The sequence below is a fragment of the Haloferax litoreum genome (assembly GCF_009674605.1).
Lineage (GTDB): Archaea > Halobacteriota > Halobacteria > Halobacteriales > Haloferacaceae > Haloferax > Haloferax litoreum.
Genome location: NZ_WKJO01000001.1, coordinates 158,385 through 179,446, shown reverse-complemented (window position 1 = coordinate 179,446; position 21,062 = coordinate 158,385). Strand labels below are relative to the sequence as shown.

Sequence of the window (21,062 nt, the reverse complement as noted above, 5' to 3'; positions counted from 1 at the left end):
TGTAGAACTCCTCTACTGTCGGTTCAGTAGGACTTTGCGAAGTACGCGGTCTCTTCTGCGGCCTCGCCACAGACGGCACAGTCTTCGCCGTCGTGAATCTCGCTCTCTTCGTCGTTCAGGGGAACCATGACGATTTCTGCGGCGATTTGCTCTTTGATTTCTTCTTCGCACGACTCCTCGCCACACCACGGTGCCTTCACGTAGCCGCCGTGCTGGCCGATGGTGCCGAGAATCTCGTTCCGGGAGGACGCTTCGCGGACGTTCGCTTCGAGGTTCTCCTCGGCGGCGGCGTAGAGTTTCGCGTAGACTTCGTCGAACTGCTCGAAGACGGCCTCTGCGATGTTCTCGCGGTCGAGTTCGACCGACTCACCGTCGGGTCGGTGGACTGCGGTGACGACGTCGTCGTCGACTTCGTTCGGGCCGATTTCGAAGCGGACGGGAACGCCCTTGAGTTCCCACTCGTTGAATTTGAACCCGGGATTGCGTTCGTCTCGGTCGTCGAGTTCGACGCGGACGCCGGCGTCTTCGAGTTCCTCGGCGATTCCTTCGGCGTATTCGAGGACTTTCTCTTGCGTGTCTGCTTGCCAGATGGGGACGATGACGACCTGTTCGGGGGCGACTGTCGGGGGCAAGACGAGACCCTGGTCGTCCGAGTGCGTCATGATGAGTGCGCCGAGCGAGCGCCACGAGAGGCCCCACGAGGTGGTGTGTGCGACTTGCGTCTCCTCGTCTTCGTCGGTGTACGTCAGGTCGAACGCCTCTGCGAACCCGGTTCCGAGGTGGTGCGAGGTGCCTGCCTGCACCGACTTCCCGTCGGGCATGAGTGCTTCCACCGTCGTCGTCGTGTGCGCGCCGGGGAACTTGTCGTGGTCTGGTTTCGCGCCGCGCAGGACCGGAATCGCCAGCAAGTCCTCGTAGACGGACTCGTACTGGTCGAGGCGGGTTATGGTCTCGTCCCACGCGTCGTCGTGGGTGGCGTGTGCGGTGTGGCCCTCCTGCCAGAGGAACTCTTTCGTCCGGAAGAACGGTTTCGTCTCGGTCGCCTCCCAGCGAACGACGGAGGCCCACTGGTTCACGCGGAGGGGCAGGTCCCGGTGGCTACGGACCCACTGTGCCATGTAGGGGGCGATGATAGACTCGGAGGTTGGCCGGACGGCGAGACGCTCTTCGAGTTCCTCACGGCCTGCATGTGTGACCCACGCGACTTCAGGGTCGAACCCTTCGACGATGTCCTTCTCGCGTTCGAGATAGCTCTCTGGGATGAAAAGCGGGAAGTACGCGTTCTGGACGCCGGTATCCTTGAACAGACCGTCGAGGTACCCTTGGACTCGCTCCCACAGGGCGTACGCACGCGGCCGCGTGACGATGAATCCGCTCATGCCCTCGGGTCCGTAGTTCGCGAGGCCCGCCTTCTGGACGACCTCGGCGTACCACTCACCCGTGTTGTACTGCTTCGACTCGGTGATACCGAGTTCCTGCTCGTCGCTCATTGCCCATCGGTAGCCGTAGCGAACCCTTAAACGCCCCGAAGGGGGTGCGGCACCGAAGGCAACACTCGTCGTTCGGCCACAGCGCCGGGTATCGGGGTGAATCCTGTCTCTGCTATCACCAATCTCGGCCGAGTGTCGCACGTTCAGAAGGACGCATAGATACATATCGTGGGGTATCGTACCCCAGAATTGGTGGTTGGCGTGTTAGCAATAGACAGTACCAAGAGCGGTGAGCGTCCGACTCGAACGAGTCGGCCGGTCCGGGTCGAACTCTGGGTGCCATCTGGCAAACGAAACGAGTTCGACGCGGTGGTGGCGCGACTGGACGATGCAGTCGAACACGGTGTCGTCGACGAGTACACGGTCGAGACGTGGGACCGATTCGTCGACCTCTCGGGGAGACTCACGCCCCGTGAACGTCGCATCCGTGACAAACTCTCGTCGTACGCGCGGTGGAGCGCAGACCACGGCAGACACCTCCCGGGGCTGGGCGACCCCATCACGCGAGGTGTCGGTCGGATGGGTCCAGCACGGACGACGCGCCGAACCCCTCGCGGGGTGATGGCGGAGTACCGAGACGGCGTCCTCTCGCACGTCACCGCGTGCGAGGAGTGCGTCGGTGCGTTTCGTGCCCGATTAGACGAACTCGTCTCACAGTCGGAATCCGAGTGGTCGAACGGTCCGATACGAGTCGAGTGGTAACCGGCACCCCTCGGCAGACTTTTTACTCGACTTTTCGAGCCGACACTGACTGACTCCCCGAACGTCCCGTTTCGTCAGAGTGTACTGTCGAACGGCGAGTCGCGCTCACGCCACGACCACCCGGGAAGTATCGTCTGGAACCCTGCTGCGAGCGCGGCATCCAAATCGTCCAGTCCGGCAGGACCGTCGTTATGGACGGCGACATCGGCGAAGTGGAACGTCGCTTCCGCGAGGAGACCCAACGGGTCGCCGCCAGCGATGGTCGCCGCGAGTTTCCGACCGAGCACCTCGTCGACGACGAACCCCGGGTAGTCGTCTTCGACGTCGAGTTCGCGGAGAATACGGACGTAGGCGGCGACGTTGACACCGACGTCTCCCTCGGCGAACACCTCGTCGACGGCGGCGAGATACGTCGCTTCGTCGACTTCGCCCACGCGCGTGTCGAACAATTCCCCGAGTCGGCGACGAGTCTCGTTGATGAGTGGAACGATGGTGTCCGCCCGTTCGCGAATCCATCGATGTTCGTCGGTGACGGCCGCTGGCGTGAGTTCCATGTCACTCCGAAAGGGGGCGATATGCTTCGGTTTTGCGAAGGGTTTTATAGTGACGACACGGTACATCCGGATAAGCGGGTTTTCCCTGCCTCTTCCCGCGGTCGAGATTCCACCGTATTCAGTTCACTATGCTCTCTTCGCAGTCGCCCGAGAACGGAACCACCACGTGTGGACCGTCTCGCGTTACCACTCCTGAGGCAGCGGGTCCCGAGACCTACCGGCGCTGGACCGGGTGGGTCGCTCGTAACTATGAGCTCCGTAGATAAACAACTCGAGAATCTGAAGGCAGAGATTACGAACGAACTTCCGCGCGACATCTCGGTTTCCGACGTCAAGTACGAGGGTCCCGAACTCGTCGTCTACACACGTGACCCCAAGAAGTTCGCCAAGAACGGCGACCTCATCCGGAAACTGGCGAGTAAGCTTCGAAAGCGAATCACGGTTCGACCCGACCCGGACGTGTTGTCCGACCCTCGCGAGGCCGAACCGAAAATTCTGGACGTGATTCCGGAGGAAGCAGGCGTCACCGACCTCGACTTCCACGTCGATACGGGTGAAGTCGTCATCGAGGCGCAGAAGCCAGGGATGGTCATCGGCCGGCACGGGTCGACCCTCCGAGAGATTACTCAGGAAGTCGGCTGGACACCCGAAGTCGTTCGCACACCACCGATCGAGTCGTCGACCGTCTCGAACGTCCGAAACTTCCTGAAACAAGAACGCGAGGACCGTCGCCGAATCCTCGAACGGACTGGACGACAGATTCACCGCGAGCAACTCTCCAACGACGAGTGGGTCCGCATCACGACGCTCGGGTGCTGCCGCGAAGTCGGGCGCGCCTCCTTTATCCTCTCGACGCCCGAGACACGCATCCTCATCGACTGTGGTGACAAGCCGGGGTCCGACGACGTACCGTACCTTCAGGTCCCCGAGGCACTCGGGTCGGGCGCGAACTCCCTCGACGCCGTCGTCCTCACCCACGCTCACCTCGACCACTCGGCACTGATTCCACTCCTGTTCAAGTACGGCTACGACGGCCCCATCTACACGACCGAACCCACCCGTGACCTCATGGGTCTCCTGACGCTCGACTACCTCGACGTGGCGTCGAAAGAAGGTCGCGCGCCTCCGTACGAATCCGAGATGGTTCGCGAGGCCATCAAGCACACCATCCCGCTGGAGTACGGCGACGTGACCGACATCGCCCCCGACGTGAAACTCACGTTCCACAACGCAGGTCACATTCTCGGCTCCGCCGTCTCGCACTTCCACATCGGCGACGGCCTCTACAACGTCGCGTTCTCAGGTGACATCCACTACGACGACACGCGCTTGTTCAACGGCGCTGTCAACGACTTCCCGCGCGTCGAGACGCTCGTCCTCGAATCCACGTACGGTGGTCGCAACGACTACCAGACCGACCAGGAAGACTCCGAGGAGCGACTCATCGAGGTCATCAACGAGACGTACGACCGCGGTGGAAAGGTCGTCATCCCGGCGTTCGCAGTCGGCCGGTCACAGGAGATTATGCTCGTCCTCGAACAGGCGATGCGCGACGGGAAGATACCGGAGATGCCAGTCCACCTCGACGGGATGATTTGGGAGGCGACGGCCATCCACACGACCTACCCCGAGTACCTCCGCGACGAACTCCGTGACCGTATCTTCCACGAGGACGAAAATCCGTTCCTCGCCGAGGAGTTCAACCACATCGACGGCGGCGAAGAAGAGCGACAGGACGTCGCCGACGGCGACCAGGCCATCATCCTCTCTACGTCAGGGATGGTCACTGGCGGGCCCATCATGTCGTGGCTTCGCCACCTCGGCCCCGACCCGAAATCCCGACTGGTGTTCGTCGGATACCAGGCACAGGGGACGCTCGGTCGTCGCATCCAGAACGGATGGGACGAGATTCCTGTCAACGACCGCGACAACACGGGTCGCTCGAACACGCTGAAACTCAAGATGGACGTCGAGACGGTCGACGGGTTCTCCGGTCACGCCGACCGGCAGGGCCTCGAGAACTTCATCAAGACGATGAACCCCCGTCCCGAGAAAGTGCTGTGTGTCCACGGTGACGAACGGTCCGTCCAGGACCTCTCGTCGGCGCTCTACCACAACTACAACATGCGGACGTTCGCGCCGAAGAACCTCGAGACGTTCCGCTTCAAGTAGCGACGTCGCTCTCGGCACAGACCGGGCTTCTCGTTCGTCACTGGGCGAACATTAATCATCACTCTCGAACGAGTGACTTCCATGCGTCTCGCGCTCATCGCCCACGACGAGAAGAAACCAGACCTCATCGAGTTCGCCGAGGAACGAAAAGACGACCTCGAACAGTTCGAACTCATGGCGACGGGGACGACTGGACAGCGACTCATCGACGCGACGGGACTCGACATCGAACGCAAGCAGTCGGGGCCACTCGGCGGCGACATGCAAATCGGTGCGGAGATAGCGAGTGAGACCTGTGACGGCGTCATCTTCCTCCGCGACCCGCTGACTGCACAACCCCACGAACCCGACATCACCGCACTCCTGCGCATCTGTGACGTTCACCAGACACCGCTCGCGACGAACCTCGCCAGCGCGGACGCCGTCCTCGACGAACTCGTCGACCAGTTGGCCGGCAAGGAATAACCCCGCCGAGGACACCAGTCGGTCAACCGGACCGTATCAGTCCTGAGAATAGCCGCGTACGCTTAATTATCAGAACGAAGAAGCGACAGTATGCACGCTGCGATTCGTGTGGGAGTGACGTTCGTGCTGGTGGTCCTGGTCGCGACTGGGCCCGTCGCTGCGGCGAGTGGACCAACTTCGCCGTGCTTCCCCGGAGAGGGTCACCAGTTCGACATCGGGAGTGAGGGTGCCAGCATCGACCTCGTGGTCTTCCTCTCGATGTTCGAGAACCTCGGTGGAGAGGGTGGATTCGGGATGGAAGCGAGTGGCGGTATCGGCGACGAGTCTATCATCCAACTCCGTGCTGGTGTCGCGTTCGACGGCGTCGGCCCCGCGACGGAGTTCCTCTCCAACCCGTTCTCGCGGTTCAGCGTCGTCTACGACTACTCGATGAACCTCCCGATGTTCGCATCGTCCGGGTTCGATTCGTCCTACGAAGACGACGGGTCGCCAGTGAGTGGCCTGAAGACGAAGGCGTGCTAGTCGGGCAGTCCTTCGACGGGTTCGACGACGTTCCCTTCTGCGTCTCGATGCCGTTTTGGTCACCGACTGTTCGTCACCGTTTATTTCCCGGATGTGCGCCACCGGAGGGGCCAAACCCACAGTTCGACCGAAGGACTTCGGTTCCATCGAACGTGCCGTAGGACAGCGACCCGTCTTTCGTGTTCTCGAAACTCGGATTCATATCCCACGCTTCGAGGGCCTTCTTCGCACAGCGTGAGGGATTCCCCCACCACACTGTCGGTCCATCCTCCGACCCGTTTGTCGGGAGCGGTTTCGTCTCTCTCTTCACCGCGATGATTTTCTGGTGGTGGTCGGCCTCGAAGCACGTCCGGTCGCCAACCGTGAGTATTCGCGTCGCCGTCTCGAAATCGTCGGGGCCGAACGGTTCGGTTGCGAGCCAAATCGTAACGACGTCTTCGTACTCGACGACGCCCGCGTTGAGACACACCTGACTGCACCCACAGAAGTTGATTCGTCTCGTCGGTTCTGTCGCACCCGCGGTCCCTGCGAGTACGGCACCGCTAGCCGCTGATGCGGCGGTGGCTTTCAGTATCTGTCGGCGAGAGAGTCGCGGGCCGTCGCTATCGAGAGACTTCTCGTTCTTCGAGTTCATCGTGATTCATCAGTACGATGACTGGAAGGTGGAATAAGTATAATTTCTCTATACTCGCTTAACCCCGGGATAAGATGCTCGCTCGGGTGATTGTCGGTCGTTACGAATCGACGATTGAGTCGGCGGGGTCGACTACGTCGCCGGTTTCTTGCGAGATGCCGACACGTTCGCACACGTCTGCCATCGGACACTCGTCTGTCCCATCGAGACACGTGGGGGTTCGCGCCGTACAGTACTCCCGGCCGAACTGAATCATCGCTGTGTGGCCGAAGCCACACTTCTCAGCGGGGACGTCACGTTCGAGGTGCGTCCGAACGTCCTCGTGGTCGGCGTCGGCGGGCGCGAGACCGATTCGACGGGATATTCGATGGACGTGCGTATCGACGGGGAAGACACCACCGCGCCCGCCCGCGAAGAGTAAGACGCAGTCTGCCGTCTTCGGCCCGACACCTTTCATCTCCAGCAGTCGGTCACGGACCTCCGACGGGTCGGCCTCGCGGACGTAGCGGTCGAAGTCGGTTTCGCTCCCGAAATCGGCCAGCACTTCTTCCGCGACGCCGATGATGAGGCTCGACTTCTGGTTGTAGAGGCCGGCCGAGCGAATCGCGTCGACGAGTTCGTCGCGGTCCGCGGCGGCGAGTGATTCGGCGAGGTCGTGTTCTCGCGGGGGAGTCTCACTCGAGTCGTCTGTCGAACGCAGGTCTGCACTGTCACCGTACCGAGCCATCAACTCGTCGTGTGCGGGTTGGCTGGCTTTGTCGCTCGTGTTCTGACTGAGAATCGTTCGGACGAGACACTCGAACCCACCCTGTCCACCGTAGGCCTTCCGCCAGTACAGGTCACCGAGTCGGTCGACGACGACTTCTGCACGGGTCGCTCCGTCGGCCCTCGCCGCCTCGAAGACGACGTCTCGGCCACCACCGCCGGGGCCACCACTGATGTTTTCAGACGGTTCTTCGGGCATAGTCAGCAGTTACGACCCGACGATGAAAAGCACTCTCCGGCGTTATTCGACGCGAATCGTGAGCGTGAGGTCGGCACCCGATGCCAGCGCCGCGACGAGTTCGTCGTCGAACCCGTCGGCCGCGTGGTCGGCACCGACCATACCGGTCCGGTCGTCGACGTAGTCACTCGTCCGGAAGACGATGCTTCGGTCGCCGTCGAAGGTCAAGTCGGGGTGGCCTCGTCCACGAACGGTCTGCTCGTACGTCTGCTCACCCGTGTCCACGGCCACTGTCACAGAGATCGTCGCGTCGTGGGACTGGCATGCGTCGACGAACTCGTCGGCGAAGTCGGCGGGTGTTCGGTCGGCCTCGATGGCGAGAATGCAGTCGCCAGCGGGGGTCAACCAATCGTCACTCGTCACTTCGAACGTACTCGCGTGTTCGGCGCGCACGTGTTCGTGCCCGTGGGCGCGGATGACCTCGTCCATGCTGTGCCGTGCGTGATGGTCCGGTTTAGCACCCTCGATTCGACCGCTCTTTATATACCTCTGTGGTAATGGGTAACATGGCAAATACGCCGGGTATGAGCGGTGTGGTAACTGTTTTCACCCGAATAGCCACCGAAGTATTTATTAGCCAGACGCTTGTATGAACATGTACCTGAGCGCCTCCGGCGTTCCGGCGGCATAGCACGCAGAATGATCGGGAATTCTTATCCACGGTCGATTGCACTCCAACGAGCAGCCGCCACGCCCGGAGCGGTGATGGTATCGAGGATTGATTACGCATGGTAACGAAGCAGGAAGTGCTTGCCGAGTTCGACGTCCAGGAACTCGAAGAGTCACGAAACATCGATCTCCAAGAAGAAAAGCTCGAGAGCGGCTCGAAAGGCGAACTCATCAAACTTGCCGGTCAACTCCGTGACCGCCGCAACGAACTGAACCAGATGGCTTCTGAACGCGCCTCCAAGCGCGACGACCTCAACGCGATGACTCGCGAGAAGGTCGACGAGGCGCAGAAGCACCGCGAGCAGCGCGACGAGATGAACTCGCAGGTGCAGGAGCACAAGAACAAGCGCAACGAGCTCAACGCCAAGGCGAACGAGCTGTTCGACGAGGTCGACGAGATGAAGAGCGACCTCGAACTCGACGACGGCAAGGACATCGACGAGCTCAAAGAGGAGATCGAGCAACTCGAGTTCCGCCAGCAGACCGAGGTTCTCTCGACGGAAGACGAGCGTGAACTCATCGAGAAGATCGAGAACAAGCGCGACGAACTTCGTCAGAAGAAGGACAAGGTCGAAGAGAGCGGTGACCTCGAAGAACTCATCGCCGAGGCCGAAGAGGTCCGCTCGGAAGCGTCCCAGCACCACCAGAAAGTCACCGAACTCGCTGACGACGCCCAAGAGCACCACAACCAGATGATAGAGGCCTACCGCGAGGCCGACGACATCCGTGACAAGGCCGACGAGATGCACGAACTCTTCGTCGAGGCCCAGGAAGCGGCCGACCGCCACCACGAGGACTTCGTCCGCGTCCAGAAGCGCCTCCGCGAACTCGACAAGAAGGAAGAGCGTCAGCGCAAGGACTCCCGTGCCGAAGAGCGCGAGGCCGCAAAGGCCGAGGCCGAGGAGATCTACCAGAAGTTCAAGGAAGGCGAGACCCTCGAGACCGAGGACCTCATGAAACTGCAGAAGGCCGGTCTGCTCTAAGCTCGGTTTACTTCTCTCTCTTCGTCGCACACGCGACGTGTCATTTTTATAGCGCCCGCGCCCGGAGCCACAGGTATGGGTGACTCACCGTGACGGACCAACTCACGCGTCTCTTCCGACTCGCTGTCGTGCTCGTCGTGACAGTTCTCGCAGCACTCGTCGGTTGGGTGCTCTTCTTCTCGGTTCCGACTGACCTCACCGACCTCTTCGGCGTCCTCTTGGTCGTCGGGACGGTCGTCGTCGCACTCCGCGTCGGTGGCAGACTCGCAGCGTCGGCGTTCCCTTCGTACGACGTCGCCGAAGTCGCCGTCGAAGGACCCATCTCTCGCGACGGTGGGTCTGGGCCGATACCGGGTCGAGGGAGTGGGACGCCGGCCGACGATATCGTCGAACAAATCGACGCCGCTGCGGACGACGAGAACGCCGAGGGACTTCTCATCAAACTCAACACGCCCGGCGGCGAGGTGCTGTCGAGCGACGATATTAGACGCGCGGCGGCCGAATTCGACGGGCCGACCGTCGCGTATGCTACCGACGTGTGCGCCTCCGGAGGCTATTGGATTGCCAGCGGGTGCGACGAGTTGTGGGCACACGACGCGAGCATCGTCGGGTCTATCGGCGTTATCGGGTCGTCGGTCAACGCCTCGGAACTCGCGGACAAAGTCGGCATCTCCTACGAGCGGTTCGCAGCAGGGAAGTACAAAGACGCGGGTAACGTCCTGAAAGAACCCTCGGAGGACGAACGCGCCTACCTGCAGGGTCTCATCGACGACTACTACGAGGACTTCGTCGAACGCGTCGCCGAGGGCCGCGACATGGACCCCGAGACGGTTCGAGACACTGAAGCGCGAGTTTACCTCGGCGACGAAGCGCACGAACTCGGACTCGTAGACTCGCTCGGGACGCGCGACGACGTCGAAGACAGACTCGCCGAACTCCTCGACCGAGACGAAGTTTCGATTCGGGAGTTCACGCCACAGGTCGGACTCGCAGACCGCCTTCGTGGCGGTGCTGAGGGAGTCGCGTACGCTTTCGGCGCGGGTATCGCATCCTCGCTCGACGTGGACGACGGCTTTTCGTTTCGCTTCTGACGACTGGGAGGCTTTTTAGCCCGCGACTGCATTCATCTTCCACGTGACCACGCTCGTCCTCTGTGTCGACCGGGCGAACGATATCGGCCGAAAGTCGGGACTCTCGACGCCCGTCGTCGGATGGGAAGCAGTTCGGTCGCTCGTCACCGACGTCGGTCTCGCCGACCCCGAGGATTCGAGCGTCAACTGCCTTCTCGAAGCTTTGCGCGTCACTCGGGAACTCCGGGACGAACGCGAGGATGCCGAAGTCGCCGTCATCTCCGGCACCAGTGAGACGGCAGTCGGTGCAGACAGAGCAGTCGCGCTCCAACTCGACGAGTTGGTCGCGACGTACGACGTGGAGTCCGCTGTCGTCGTCATCGACAGCGCCGAAGACGAACGACTCGTCCCCGTCGTCGAGAGCAGACTGCGCGTCGACGCCGTCGACCGCGTCGTCGTTCGGCAGGCACACGACATCGAATCGACGTACTACCTGCTCAAGCAGTTTCTCGCCGACGAGGAACTCCGCTCGACGGTCCTCGTTCCCGTCGGCGTCGGGTTGCTACTCTTGCCACTGTTACTCGTGCAGTTCACGCCGGCAGTCGCGTTGGCAGGCCTCGCAGCGCTTCTCGGTGCGGTTCTCCTCTACAAGGGACTCGCAATCGACGAGTTCCTCTCGAACGCGCCCGAACAGGTCCGCGACGCACTCTACTCCGGACAGGTGTCCGTCGTCACCTACGCCGTCGCCGCGGGTCTGGCTATCGTCGGTCTGTTCCTCGGTGCACTGGCGATTCGGAACCCGGGGAACACCAGCGATGAACTGCTGGTTCCGTCGCTCCTGTTCGTCTACCACACCGTCCCGTGGTTGGCGCTCGCGGCACTCACCGCCAGTGCGGGTCGCCTCCTCGACGAACTCATCGGCAACGAAGTCGTCTCGACGTCGTACATGAACCTCCCGTTCGGCGTCATCGCCATCGGGTTGGTCCTCCGCGGGTTCGCGGGATTCCTCCTCGAACGGCAGGGCGAACTCGCACACCTCGTCCTCCTCGGACGACTCGAACTCTCGCCAGTGCAACGACTGGTGTTGTTCATCCTCGCGGGCATCGTCATCAGTCTCGTTGGTGTCCGCATCTCTGCGACCGTCTCGGACGAGACGCTCGATGACGTGACGGACGCGCGGGCGGAAAACGAGACGTAGCGGCGACCAAAGTAGGGCGACGACCGGACTACCGGCGAGTCACACGATGGGAGCGTCGCGGAGAGAACACACAAAACAGGTCCGACCCGGCTTTGGACCGCACCTCGTCGTCAGTTGAGCGCGCGGTACTCGCCGTGTTTGATACCGATTGCGAGACACACCGCGCCGAAGACGAGCATCGCAGGCGTCACCATCATCAACACGGTACTCGTCGCCATGACACCCATCCCGACGAGCGCGGCGGTTCCGAGCGCGACGAGACCGACGAGTAGGGCGATTGTCTTTGGAAGGTCGAACTCCATATCGATTCGTCGGGACCGAGTCGACAAATTGGTTGCGGCTTCGACTCGGGGACGGGAGAAAATCCGGTCGCGTCCGTGGCTTACCAGGGAGCGAAGTCGGGGTCGACGCGACGGTCGACCTGTTCGATGGCGTCGATGGCCTCGATATCTTCGTCGTCGAGTTCGAGCGTGAGCGACTCCCAGTTGTCACGGATGTGCGCTTCGCTCGTCGCCTTCGGGATGGCCGTGACACCCTTCTCGCGAAGCCACGCGAGCGAAACCTGCGCCTCACTCGCGTCGTGTTTCTCGGCGACGTCCGAGAGGACATCCACGTCGAACACCTTGCCGCGGGCGAGCGGGGAGTACGCGACGATTTCGACGCCCTCCTCGGCGCACACCTCACGGAGTTCGTCCTGCTGGAGGAGCGGGTGCAGTTCGATTTGGTTCGCGAAGATGCCTGCGTCGGAGAGTTCGACGGCCTCACGGACCTGTTCGGGTTCGAAGTTAGAGATGCCGACGCGCTTCGTCAGGCCGCGCTCGACGAGTTCGTCGAAGGCCGCAAGCGTCTCTTCGGCGTCGTACTCACGGGCCGGCCAGTGGACGTACAGGAGGTCCACGTAGTCGACGCCGAGTTTGTCGAGGCTCTCTTCGGTGCTCTCGATGACGTCGTCGTCCGAGAGTTCGTTTATCCACACCTTGGTCGCGAGGAAGATGTCGTCGCGTTCGACGTCGGCGGCGGCGATACCGGCACCGACCTCGGCTTCGTTCCCGTAAATCTGGGCGGTGTCGATGTGGCGGTACCCCATCTCCAGCGCCGTCTTCACGGCGTTTTCACACTCGTCGGGGTTCGTGTTCTCCCAGGTACCGAGGCCGAGCATCGGCATCCCGTTGGCTGTCGGCGTGTCCTCTGCGGAGGGAAGCTCTGACATGTCCGAGTCGAGGGCCGCGAGTCGAAAAGACGTTCCGAAAGGGGAGGTGAATTTCCGCCTCTCTCGGGCGAAGTGAGGCCGACGTACATCTTTATGTGATGTGTGATACCAATTCTCTAGTGGTGATTCGAAATGTCTTCCACGTCGGAACCACTGACCGAAGAGAACACGAACGCCTTCGCCCACCGAATCGCGGGTGATTCGCTCGTCTACGAGTGCCCCAACTGCGAGTTCGGCGAGGTGCTCGTGACCGAACTCATCGAAGCAGACGACGCCCGATGTCTCGACTGTGGACAGCGCTACCGACTCCACGTGGAAGTCGTGGATTGACTGTTCAGAGCGACTGGCAAGTCGTCGCGGGGAGACACTATCGCGGGGGAACCTATCTCCTGATTCGATTTTCTACGCGAGCGAGACTGTCTTGTCGATAGCGCGCCTCTAGAGGCGTCATGCGACCACTTCGACCAGCCCTTGCGCTCGCGTTCGTCGTCGTTCTCGCCGGGTGTCTCGGTGGGACGACCACTCTCTCTGCCGAACCGGCGACGATTCCCGCGGCGGCGTACGAATCACACGGCTACGTCCACGGGAACAGCACCGTGATTCCCTTCGCGTACGAGGTTGGCGTCGGTCCGGCGTCGAGAACCGTCGGCGTCGAGATGTGGGCATCTGGGTACTCGAAGACGACAGCAGACGACGACGTAACGGTCCTCCTCGTTCTCTCCTCGCCGAACCGGGAAGTCGCCGGCCAGTCGGTGAATCCACTCGCGAACCTCGGGAACCGTGAACTCGTCGGCACCGGCCTCGAACTCCTCTCCGACGCGCAAGCGCTCGGAAACGTCCCCGAAGTCAACGGCCTTCGGGAAGTCGGGGCGCGAGACGTGACGATACTCGGTGAGGAGACGGAACTCGTCACCTACACCGGAACCGTCGTCGTCGAACCCGGCGAGACCACTGTCGATGGCGAGGCAGTCGCCTACGAGGGTGGCAGCGCCGAGGTACTCCTCCACCTCGCGACGGTAGAACACGACGGAGACATACTCGTCGTCCTCGCTGTTCACGGGGCCGACGGAGACGAGATGGACGCCATCGCGGCGCTGGCGAGCGCTGTCGAGCATCCGGGAACGGTCGAAAGAACAGTCGAAGTGAGTGGGTCGCGGTAGGTCGAACGAGGTAATTCGGTCGTCTCGAACGCGGTTCAGTAGAACTCGCGAACGAGGTCCATCGCGTCGTCGGGCGCGCCCGACGGGATGTCGGACATGTTCTCCGTGACGCCGAACTTCTGCTCGTAGGAGACCGAACTCTCGTCTTTGTAGATGACGCCCTCGTACTCCTTCGAGGAGTCGAGAATCTTGTCCTTGGCGGCGTCGTAGTCGGTCGGGTCGTGGTCCGTGTCTGCGAGGTCCACGAGGTTGTCGCGGAAGTAGTCGTAGGTGTCCACGTCGTTGAACGTGACACACGGGCTGAACACGTTCACGAAGCCGAACCCGTCGTGCTCGATAGCCTGTTGGACGATTTCGGCGTGACGCTTGTGGTCAGTCGCGAACGACTGTGCGATGAACGTCCCACCGGCGGCCAGCGAGAGGGCGAGTGGGTTGACCGGAGGTTGCTGCGGACCCTCGGGCGTCGTCGAGGTTTCGAAGTCCTCGCGCGACGTGGGGGACGCCTGACCCTTCGTCAGGCCGTAGATGCGGTTGTCCATGACGGTGTACGCCATGTCGACGTTGCGGCGAACGGCGTGGATGAAGTGACCTGCACCAATCGAGTACCCGTCACCGTCACCACCGGCGGCGACGACGGTCAAGTTGGGGTTGGCCAGTTTGACGCCGGCGGCGACGGGAAGCGAGCGCCCGTGGACGCCGTGGATGGCGTACGAGTGCATGTAGGTTCCAATCTTGCCGGAACAGCCGATACCGGCGACCACGAACGTGTTGTCGGGGTCGTTGCCGGAGTTGGCAAGGGCCTTCATGATACCGTTCATCGTCCCGAAGTCCCCACAGCCGGGACACCAGGTTGGTTGCTTGTCGGATTTGAAGTCGGTGAAGCGGACGTCTGAGCTCATGCTGAATCCTCCTCTGCGTCGAGGGTCGCCTTGATATCTTCTGCGAGTTCGTCCGCCTTGAAGCGGACGCCGTCGTATTTGTTGATGCGCTTGACACGGGTCAATGTGTCGTGCTCGACGACGTTGGCGAACTGTCCCGTCGCGTTACACTCGACGACGATGACTTCGTCGGCCGCCTCGATGTCCTCGGTCAGGTCCGGACGCGGGAACATGTACGGGACCGAGAGGAAGCGAACGTCGACGCCGTCCTCTTCGAGGAAGTCGAGTGCCTCGACGAGGGCGCCTTCGTTGGACCCCCACGAGAGGATGAGCTTGTCGGAGTCGGGGTTACCGAACTCGCGCGGCGAGAGGTCTTCGGTGGCCTTCGCCGTCTCGACCTTCCGGTCACGCTTGTCGACTTGCTTGACGCGCATCTCGGTGTCTTCCGTCCGGCGTCCGAGTTCGTCGTGTTCGAGACCGGTGGACATGTGCGCACCTTGTTCCGTGCCGGGGAACGCGCGTGGACTGATGCCGTCGTCGGTGAGGGCGTGCGGTTGGAACCGTCCCTTCTCGTCGAGCCATTCGTCGATGGAGTCGTCGTCGACGACCTTGCCGCGGTCGATTTCGACCTTGTCCATGTCGAAGACTTCGGGTGCGAAGGTCTGTTCCGTGACGGCCATCGCGAGGTCGGCGGCGACGTAGACTGGAACCTGGTACTTCTCGGCCATGTTGAACGCCTCGACGGTCTTCCAGAAGCACTCGGAGATGCTGGTTGGTGCGACGACGAAGCGCGGAATCTCGCCGTGGCCGCCGTAGAGCATCATGTTCAGGTCGCCCTGTTCTTGCTTCGTCGGCATCCCGGTCGAAGGACCGGAGCGCATGACGTCGACGATGACAAGCGGCGTCTCCGAGGTGGCGACGAGGCCGAACGTCTCGGCCATCAGGTCGATACCCGGACCGGAAGTTGCCGTCATCGAGCGGGCACCGGCGCGTGCCGCACCGAGTGCGAGGTTGATGGCGGCGAGTTCGTCTTCCGCCTGCACGACGTGACCGCCGTAGCGCTCGATACGCCCGGTCAGGTACTCCATCACGTCGGTCGCGGGCGTGATTGGGTACCCGGCGTAGAAGCGACAGCCAGCGGCGATGGCACCCATACCGATTGCCTGGTCGCCGTTGAGAAGGACGTAGTCGTTGTCCGTCGTTTCGAGGTCGTAGTCGTACTCGTGGTCGTACTCCTCGTGGACGTATTCGAGCCCTGCGCGGGCCGCCTTCTTGTTGTTCTCGACGATTGCTTCGCCTTTCCCGCCGAAGCGCTTCTGCAGTGCGCTGTCGAGGTTCTCGATGGGGAAGTCGGCGACGGCGCACGCCGCGCCGAGTGCGACGACGTTGCGCATGATTGCGCCACCCGCTTCCTCGGCGAGTGCTTTGAGGGGGATATCCAGCCCAATCATCCCCTCCGGAATCTCGACGTCGGCCATGGTCGAGCGGTCACCGTCGTAGATGATGACGGAGCCCTCGTGGAGTTCGTCGAGGTTCTCGTCGATTGTTCGTTGCGTGAGTGCGATGAGCACGTCGAGTCGGTCGACGACGCTCTGTACGGGGTCGATGGCAGTCCGAACTTTGTACGCCGTGTAGCCACCGCGGATTCGCGACGCGAAATCCTTGGAGGTGAACACGTGACGTCCAGCCCGGGAGAGTGCCTGAGCGAAAATCTTCCCCGTGGAGTCGATGCCATCGCCAGCCTCGCCGCCGATGGCCCAATTGAAGTCCGCAGGCATGCTGAGTGAAATCTACCCATAGCCGGGTCAAAAGCCTTCTGAAAATTTGTGTAAATAGACATTGGTGTCAACAAATGGAACCCGGCCTTTCAGGCTTCGAGAGTGTATTTTTCGACGGACCATCCGTGCCTATTCGGCAGTCTCTCTCGGGAGGGTGGACGAATGTCCAATTGTTCGAAATTCGACTCTCTCGCGGCAATCATCGCCGCTTCTGCGTCCGAGTACATCCGCCAACCCCGGGGTGGAAGGCAAGGCCCTTGTGACCCTGCGCCGAAGCACGCACATGGACGCAACCGTCACCGTCGACGCGGTCCGTGACGTTGGACCCGGAACGGTCGCCATCGAGTTCGAGACGCCAGCGGACTTCGAGGCAGAACCCGGTCAGTTCGTCAAACTCTCCGCCGACATCGACGGCGAGTCGTACGCTCGATTCTACACTCTCTCGTCGCCCGGTGTCACGGACACGTTCGAAGTGACCGTCGGCATCGACCCCGAAGAGGGCGGCCCGTTCAGCCGCCACCTCGAATCGCTCGCCGCGGGCGACACCATCGACCTCTCCGGTCCGTTCGGGAATAGCTACTACGACGGCGAGGCCCGCGTCGTCGTCCTCGCCGGTGGGCCGGGCGTCGGTCCCGCAGTCGGCATCGCCGAGGCCGCAATCGCCGACGGTAACGAAGCCGCAGTCGTCTATCTTGACGACGCCCCCGCGCACGAAGGCCGACTGGACGCACTCAGCGACGACGGCGCGAGCGTCGTCGTCACCGACGACGATAGTGTCCTCGCGGATGCCGTGGCAGATGCCCTTTCGGACGAAGCCGACGAACAGGTGTTCGTCTACGGATTCGCCGACTTCGTCGAAGCAGCGACCGACGCAATCGAGGCGGCCGGCGGCGACGCCGACGCTGCGAAGGTCGAGAACTTCGGCTGACGAGTCGACTCAAACCGAGTCGGGTGAGTCGGTCCCTCTCTCTCGACACCTATTCTACCGGACGCCACGCCGTCACGACGGCGACGACGAGTGCGCCAACGACCCACCCGCCGAGTCCGAGGAGTGCCACGAGCGGTGTCGCAGCGCTCCCTGTCTCGACGGCGACGCCGAAGACGAGCGAGCGGAACGCCCCGTTTGGACTCACCGCGAGGACGAACGGAACCGCGTCGATACCAATGGTCTCCGAGGCGAGTCCGGCGATTGCTGCGGCATCGACACCGACCACGAAGGCGACGAGTAACCCGACGGCGAGGGCGATTGCCTGTCTGGTCGTGCGCGCGGCGGCGGAGATAGCGAGTGCAACTGCCGCCGTCGCCAGTGCGAACACGACTGCGAGGACGGCGAACCGGACGAACGCGACTGGCGAGTCGGCCGCCGCGTTCAGCGCGAGGAACGTCGGTTTGGGCGGCGACAACACCGGGACGGTCGCTGCCGCGACGAGGAGTGACCCGAAGACGACGGTGACGAGGGCGAGACTCCGGCCGAGGTAGACCCCGCCGATGTACGCGCGTCGGGACACGTCGAACGTCCGAAGAACGTCTAACTCGCCCGTCTGTCGGTCTGTGAGGACGGCGCGATAGCAGAGCGCGAACGCGAGGAGCGGAACCAGTGCCTCCACGAACGGAAGCAAGTCGAGGACGAGCGGAACGTATCCACCGCGCGACCCGGACCCAGCGGCGGCGACGGCGACGACAGTGAGACCGAACACGACGGCGAGTGCGACGACGGCGGGCGTCCGAACGACGGTTCGGAGTTCGCGGGCCGCAATCGAGAAGAGGTCGCTCACGTCGGTCATCGGCCATCCACCCCGTCGGTCGAGACGAGTGTTCCGAAGGCCGTCTGGAGGTCGGTGGTTCCGGCAGATTCGATTAACTCGCGTGGTGTTCCGTCGGCGACGAACGACCCGTCGTCGAGGACGACGACACGGTCGGCGGTCCGTTCGACCGGCCCGAGGTTGTGCGACGAGAGGATGATTGCCGTCCCGGTGTCGGCCAGACTGGAGACGATGTCGAACAGTCGTTCGACCATGCCGGGGTCGAGACCCGACGCGGGTTCGTCGAGGATAAGGACGGCCGGGTCACCGATGAGCGCTCTCCCGAGGCCGAGGAGACGGGCCATCCCACCGGAGAGTGCTTCGACACGCCGGTTCCCCGCGTGAGCGAGGCCGACCCGGTCGAGAATCTTCGAAACGTCCACGTCGCCGTCGACGAACTGCGCGTAGAACTGGAGTGTATCGGCGGCGGTGAATCCAGACCGGAATATCGGTTGTTGCGGTAAGTACCCGACGCGAGTGTGTCCATCGGTCCCGACCCGAATCGCCCCCTCGTCGGGTGCGCGGACGTTCGCCAGAAACCGGAGGAGCGTGGACTTGCCCGACCCGTTCGGGCCGACGAGAGCGACGATTTCGCCGGTCCCGACCGACAGTGACACGTCGTCCAGCACACGAATGTCGCCGAACGCGTGTGAGAGTCCCGTCGCGTCGATTGCTCGGTGGTCCCCCTTCCCGGCCGCTTCGTCGGTCGGGTCGTTGGCTGGCCTGCCGGTCGGTTCCTCGCTCGCGTCTCGTACGTCGGTGTCTCCTTCAGACATCTGCTCCCTCGGTCGTATTCTGACTGGATGGCGACCCAGCGTGGGTCAGCGCACCCAACACGTCTGGTTGGACTGGTTCGGTCCGCGGTGCCGCATCGACGACGCCGGACCCACGGAGGCCGGCGACTTCGTCACGTGCGCTGCGAAGCGCGTCCATCACGGGTGACCGTGAGAGGACGAGTGCCGCCGGGTGTCTGCCGAGTTCGGCGTCCACGGGGCCGGACGGTTGGAACGCCCGGTCGTACGCGCCGTCGCCGTCGGCGTCTTCCAGTGGCAGGTCACCCCAGTAGTTCCCTTCGCCTTCGCTGGTCCACGTCCGCATGGGGCCGAGGGCCGATTCGACCTGCACGTCGTTGTCGACGATGTCGTTGTGGACGACGACGTTCGTCGGGAACGTCGAACTCCCGCGGACGCCAATCTCGTTGCCGACGACGACGTTTCGCGTGTACACCTGCCGGTCACCACTCACGTCGATGCCGTACTCGTTGTTTGCGAACACGTTGTCTGCGACGTAGGTATCACTCCCGGCGGGGATGAACCCGAAGTCGGAGTCGCGCACGTCGTTTCCAACCACGAGGTTGCCGACGGGACGAGTCATGATGATAATCCCGACTCGACTCTCGCGGACGACGTTGTCGGCGACGAGCATGTTCGAGGTGTACATCTCGTGGACGCCGTACCGGCCGTCTTCCATGCGGTTGTTCCTGACGACGCTCCCGTCGGCGCGGTGGGTGTAGATGCCGTCGCGGCCGTCGCGGAACGTCGAGTTCTCCACGACTGAGCGTTCACCGATGAGGACGGCACCCATGAACCCGTCTGAGGCTGTTTCCGAACCATGCACCGAGAGGTTGGCGAGGACGCTGTCGGCGCTCTCGCGGACGATAATACCGCTTGCGGGCGTGTCGATGTGGACGCCACGGATTGCTGACTCGTTCGCGCCGTCGAGGACGATACCGGCGTCGCCGCGTCCGTAGGCGAGTTGGACGCGCGTGTCCCAATCGACGGATTCGTTGGTCGCCCGAATGCGACGGGTGCCGACGTCGCCGACCCCCGAGATTGACAGGTTCGAGACGGCGGCCCGGTTGGCGCGGACGTGAACGACGGTTCCGTTGCCGTCGCCGACGAGTCGCGTCTCTGGTCCCGCCCCGACGAGGGTAATCGAGCGATTGAGGTCGACCGTCTCGACCGAGTAGGTCCCAGCAGGGACGTAGACAGCGGTATCCTCGGGCGCGGATTCGACTGCCGCCTCGATGGTCGGTGCGTCCTCGCCGACGACTGTCGAGACGGGCCGGTCGAAGAGCGAATCACTTGCAGCGACGGTCTGTGTCGCCCAGTCGTGGTGGTCGGCCACGGACGCATCGAACGCGGCGAGTCGTGCGGAGAGCGGACTCCCCGACCGGTCTCTGAGCGTCTGCCAATCGACGACTTCCCCGCCGTACTCGTCGGCGAACGACCGGGCGGCGTCGGCATCGGAGAACGGGACGACGAGAGGACCGGAGGGAACGCGCGCACCGGAGTCGACCACGAAGGACGCCTCCGACGCTTCGACCCATCCGGGGTGGCGGTTGTACTGGGTTCTGAGGTAGCCGTCGTCGTCGACGAGTGGCGTCACTCGTGCGTAGTCGGAGACGAACACGGCGAGTGGGTCGCCGAACTGCCGGGTGCTCTCCGGCGTGGCCACGTCCGCCGCCGCCGTCTGGACGTCGTAGTACCCGATGACGTATCGGTACCGCGAGAAGTGAACCTGCGCGACGGGGACTTCGAAGCCTTCGACTTCGGAGAGTCGGGTGTCGACGGCGGTGCCGCCGGTCTTCACCGTGTCGTCGAAGGGGACAGGAGAGACGGACCCGGCGGCGGGAACGACGAACGAGACGCTTGCGAGAACGAGTACGAGGGCCGCGGTGCCGGCGACCCACTTCGTGACGGACGGGGTTACGAGCGCCATCGACCGTCAGTGCCCGGTGGCCCCAGCACCGATGGCGGTCACGCGGCGCCG

General features: G+C 62.9%; 22 protein-coding genes. 10 read left to right on the top strand and 12 right to left on the bottom strand.

Annotated elements, in window-relative coordinates; translation table 11 throughout:
• Window positions 1-23 precede the first annotated feature (23 nt).
• Window positions 24-1,490 (bottom strand): proline--tRNA ligase, encoded by a 1,467-nt coding sequence (gene proS, locus GJR96_RS00915; protein WP_151161151.1) that lies wholly within the window; start codon window positions 1,488-1,490, stop codon window positions 24-26.
• Window positions 1,491-1,700: 210 nt separating this feature from the next.
• Here proS and GJR96_RS00910 point away from each other — a divergent pair, with 210 nt between their 5' ends.
• Window positions 1,701-2,192 (top strand): HTH domain-containing protein, encoded by a 492-nt coding sequence (locus GJR96_RS00910; protein WP_151163851.1) that lies wholly within the window; start codon window positions 1,701-1,703, stop codon window positions 2,190-2,192.
• Window positions 2,193-2,266: 74 nt separating this feature from the next.
• Here GJR96_RS00910 and GJR96_RS00905 read toward each other — a convergent pair whose 3' ends face one another.
• A complete protein-coding gene (locus GJR96_RS00905) occupies window positions 2,267-2,746 on the bottom strand; it encodes a hypothetical protein (protein WP_151161149.1) in 480 nt (159 codons plus the stop codon).
• A 249-nt stretch (window positions 2,747-2,995) separates the two neighbouring features.
• On the opposite strand from GJR96_RS00905, the gene GJR96_RS00900 reads away from it, so the two are divergent.
• The 3 genes from GJR96_RS00900 (at window position 2,996) to GJR96_RS00890 (ending at window position 5,905) form a co-directional block, all read left to right on the top strand.
• The gene (locus tag GJR96_RS00900; RefSeq protein WP_058572842.1) at window positions 2,996-4,918 is read left to right on the top strand and encodes a beta-CASP ribonuclease aCPSF1; all 1,923 of its coding nucleotides are present in this window, start codon (window positions 2,996-2,998) and stop codon (window positions 4,916-4,918) included.
• 81 nt (window positions 4,919-4,999) lie between these two features.
• Window positions 5,000-5,383: a methylglyoxal synthase gene (locus GJR96_RS00895; protein WP_151161147.1), complete on the top strand. Its 384-nt coding sequence runs from the start codon at window positions 5,000-5,002 to the stop codon at window positions 5,381-5,383.
• 90 nt (window positions 5,384-5,473) lie between these two features.
• Window positions 5,474-5,905, top strand: a complete 432-nt coding sequence (locus tag GJR96_RS00890) for a DUF7332 family protein (RefSeq protein WP_151161145.1) — start codon at window positions 5,474-5,476, stop codon at window positions 5,903-5,905.
• A 73-nt stretch (window positions 5,906-5,978) separates the two neighbouring features.
• Here the strand turns inward: GJR96_RS00890 and GJR96_RS00885 are convergent, their stop codons facing one another.
• The 3 genes from GJR96_RS00885 to GJR96_RS00875 form a co-directional block, all read right to left on the bottom strand.
• Window positions 5,979-6,539: a hypothetical protein gene (locus GJR96_RS00885; RefSeq protein ID WP_151161143.1), complete on the bottom strand. Its 561-nt coding sequence runs from the start codon at window positions 6,537-6,539 to the stop codon at window positions 5,979-5,981.
• A gap of 100 nt (window positions 6,540-6,639) precedes the next feature.
• On the bottom strand, window positions 6,640-7,503 hold the full coding sequence (locus GJR96_RS00880) for an endonuclease III domain-containing protein (RefSeq protein WP_151161141.1): 864 nt from the start codon (window positions 7,501-7,503) through the stop codon (window positions 6,640-6,642).
• Between the two features lie 42 nt (window positions 7,504-7,545).
• Window positions 7,546-7,971, bottom strand: coding sequence for a DUF371 domain-containing protein (locus GJR96_RS00875; RefSeq protein WP_151161139.1), 426 nt, complete (start codon window positions 7,969-7,971; stop codon window positions 7,546-7,548).
• A 299-nt stretch (window positions 7,972-8,270) separates the two neighbouring features.
• Here GJR96_RS00875 and GJR96_RS00870 point away from each other — a divergent pair, with 299 nt between their 5' ends.
• From GJR96_RS00870 to GJR96_RS00860, 3 genes are all read left to right on the top strand, one after another.
• Window positions 8,271-9,194 (top strand): coiled-coil protein, encoded by a 924-nt coding sequence (locus GJR96_RS00870; protein WP_058572847.1) that lies wholly within the window; start codon window positions 8,271-8,273, stop codon window positions 9,192-9,194.
• An 89-nt stretch (window positions 9,195-9,283) separates the two neighbouring features.
• Complete coding sequence (gene sppA, locus GJR96_RS00865) at window positions 9,284-10,285, top strand: signal peptide peptidase SppA (RefSeq protein WP_151161137.1); 1,002 nt, start codon at window positions 9,284-9,286, stop codon at window positions 10,283-10,285.
• 43 nt (window positions 10,286-10,328) lie between these two features.
• Window positions 10,329-11,462 carry a DUF373 family protein gene (locus GJR96_RS00860; protein ID WP_151161135.1) on the top strand — a complete coding sequence of 378 codons (1,134 nt, stop codon included), beginning with the start codon at window positions 10,329-10,331 and terminating at the stop codon, window positions 11,460-11,462.
• 110 nt (window positions 11,463-11,572) lie between these two features.
• Here the strand turns inward: GJR96_RS00860 and GJR96_RS00855 are convergent, their stop codons facing one another.
• Both GJR96_RS00855 and GJR96_RS00850 read right to left on the bottom strand, forming a co-directional pair.
• The gene (locus GJR96_RS00855) at window positions 11,573-11,764 is read right to left on the bottom strand and encodes a DUF7333 family protein (protein WP_151161133.1); all 192 of its coding nucleotides are present in this window, start codon (window positions 11,762-11,764) and stop codon (window positions 11,573-11,575) included.
• Window positions 11,765-11,844: 80 nt separating this feature from the next.
• Window positions 11,845-12,627 (bottom strand): aldo/keto reductase, encoded by a 783-nt coding sequence (locus GJR96_RS00850; protein WP_151163849.1) that lies wholly within the window; start codon window positions 12,625-12,627, stop codon window positions 11,845-11,847.
• Window positions 12,628-12,804: 177 nt separating this feature from the next.
• Between GJR96_RS00850 and GJR96_RS00845 the strand changes: the two genes are divergently transcribed.
• Window positions 12,805-13,002, top strand: a complete 198-nt coding sequence (locus GJR96_RS00845) for a hypothetical protein (RefSeq protein ID WP_058572864.1) — start codon at window positions 12,805-12,807, stop codon at window positions 13,000-13,002.
• Between the two features lie 119 nt (window positions 13,003-13,121).
• Window positions 13,122-13,832, top strand: coding sequence for a DUF6517 family protein (locus GJR96_RS00840; protein WP_151161131.1), 711 nt, complete (start codon window positions 13,122-13,124; stop codon window positions 13,830-13,832).
• Between the two features lie 35 nt (window positions 13,833-13,867).
• On the opposite strand, the gene GJR96_RS00835 is transcribed toward GJR96_RS00840, so the two are convergent.
• Window positions 13,868-14,731 (bottom strand): 2-oxoacid:ferredoxin oxidoreductase subunit beta, encoded by an 864-nt coding sequence (locus GJR96_RS00835; protein ID WP_151161129.1) that lies wholly within the window; start codon window positions 14,729-14,731, stop codon window positions 13,868-13,870.
• A complete protein-coding gene (locus tag GJR96_RS00830) occupies window positions 14,728-16,488 on the bottom strand; it encodes a 2-oxoacid:acceptor oxidoreductase subunit alpha (protein ID WP_151161127.1) in 1,761 nt (586 codons plus the stop codon). Before GJR96_RS00830 ends, GJR96_RS00835 begins: the two co-directional genes overlap by 4 nt.
• A gap of 283 nt (window positions 16,489-16,771) precedes the next feature.
• Here GJR96_RS00830 and GJR96_RS00825 point away from each other — a divergent pair, with 283 nt between their 5' ends.
• Window positions 16,772-17,416, top strand: a complete 645-nt coding sequence (locus GJR96_RS00825) for an FAD-dependent oxidoreductase (RefSeq protein WP_151161125.1) — start codon at window positions 16,772-16,774, stop codon at window positions 17,414-17,416.
• A 49-nt stretch (window positions 17,417-17,465) separates the two neighbouring features.
• On the opposite strand, the gene GJR96_RS00820 is transcribed toward GJR96_RS00825, so the two are convergent.
• From GJR96_RS00820 to GJR96_RS00810, 3 genes are read right to left on the bottom strand one after another with little or no spacing between them, the layout of a single operon-like run.
• Entirely contained in the window at window positions 17,466-18,272 is an 807-nt protein-coding gene (locus GJR96_RS00820) for an ABC transporter permease (protein WP_151161123.1), read from the bottom strand.
• Window positions 18,269-19,066, bottom strand: a complete 798-nt coding sequence (locus GJR96_RS00815) for an ABC transporter ATP-binding protein (RefSeq protein ID WP_151161121.1) — start codon at window positions 19,064-19,066, stop codon at window positions 18,269-18,271. Before GJR96_RS00815 ends, GJR96_RS00820 begins: the two co-directional genes overlap by 4 nt.
• Complete coding sequence (locus GJR96_RS00810; protein ID WP_151161119.1) at window positions 19,059-21,011, bottom strand: NosD domain-containing protein; 1,953 nt, start codon at window positions 21,009-21,011, stop codon at window positions 19,059-19,061. Before GJR96_RS00810 ends, GJR96_RS00815 begins: the two co-directional genes overlap by 8 nt.
• Window positions 21,012-21,062: the final 51 nt, after the last annotated feature.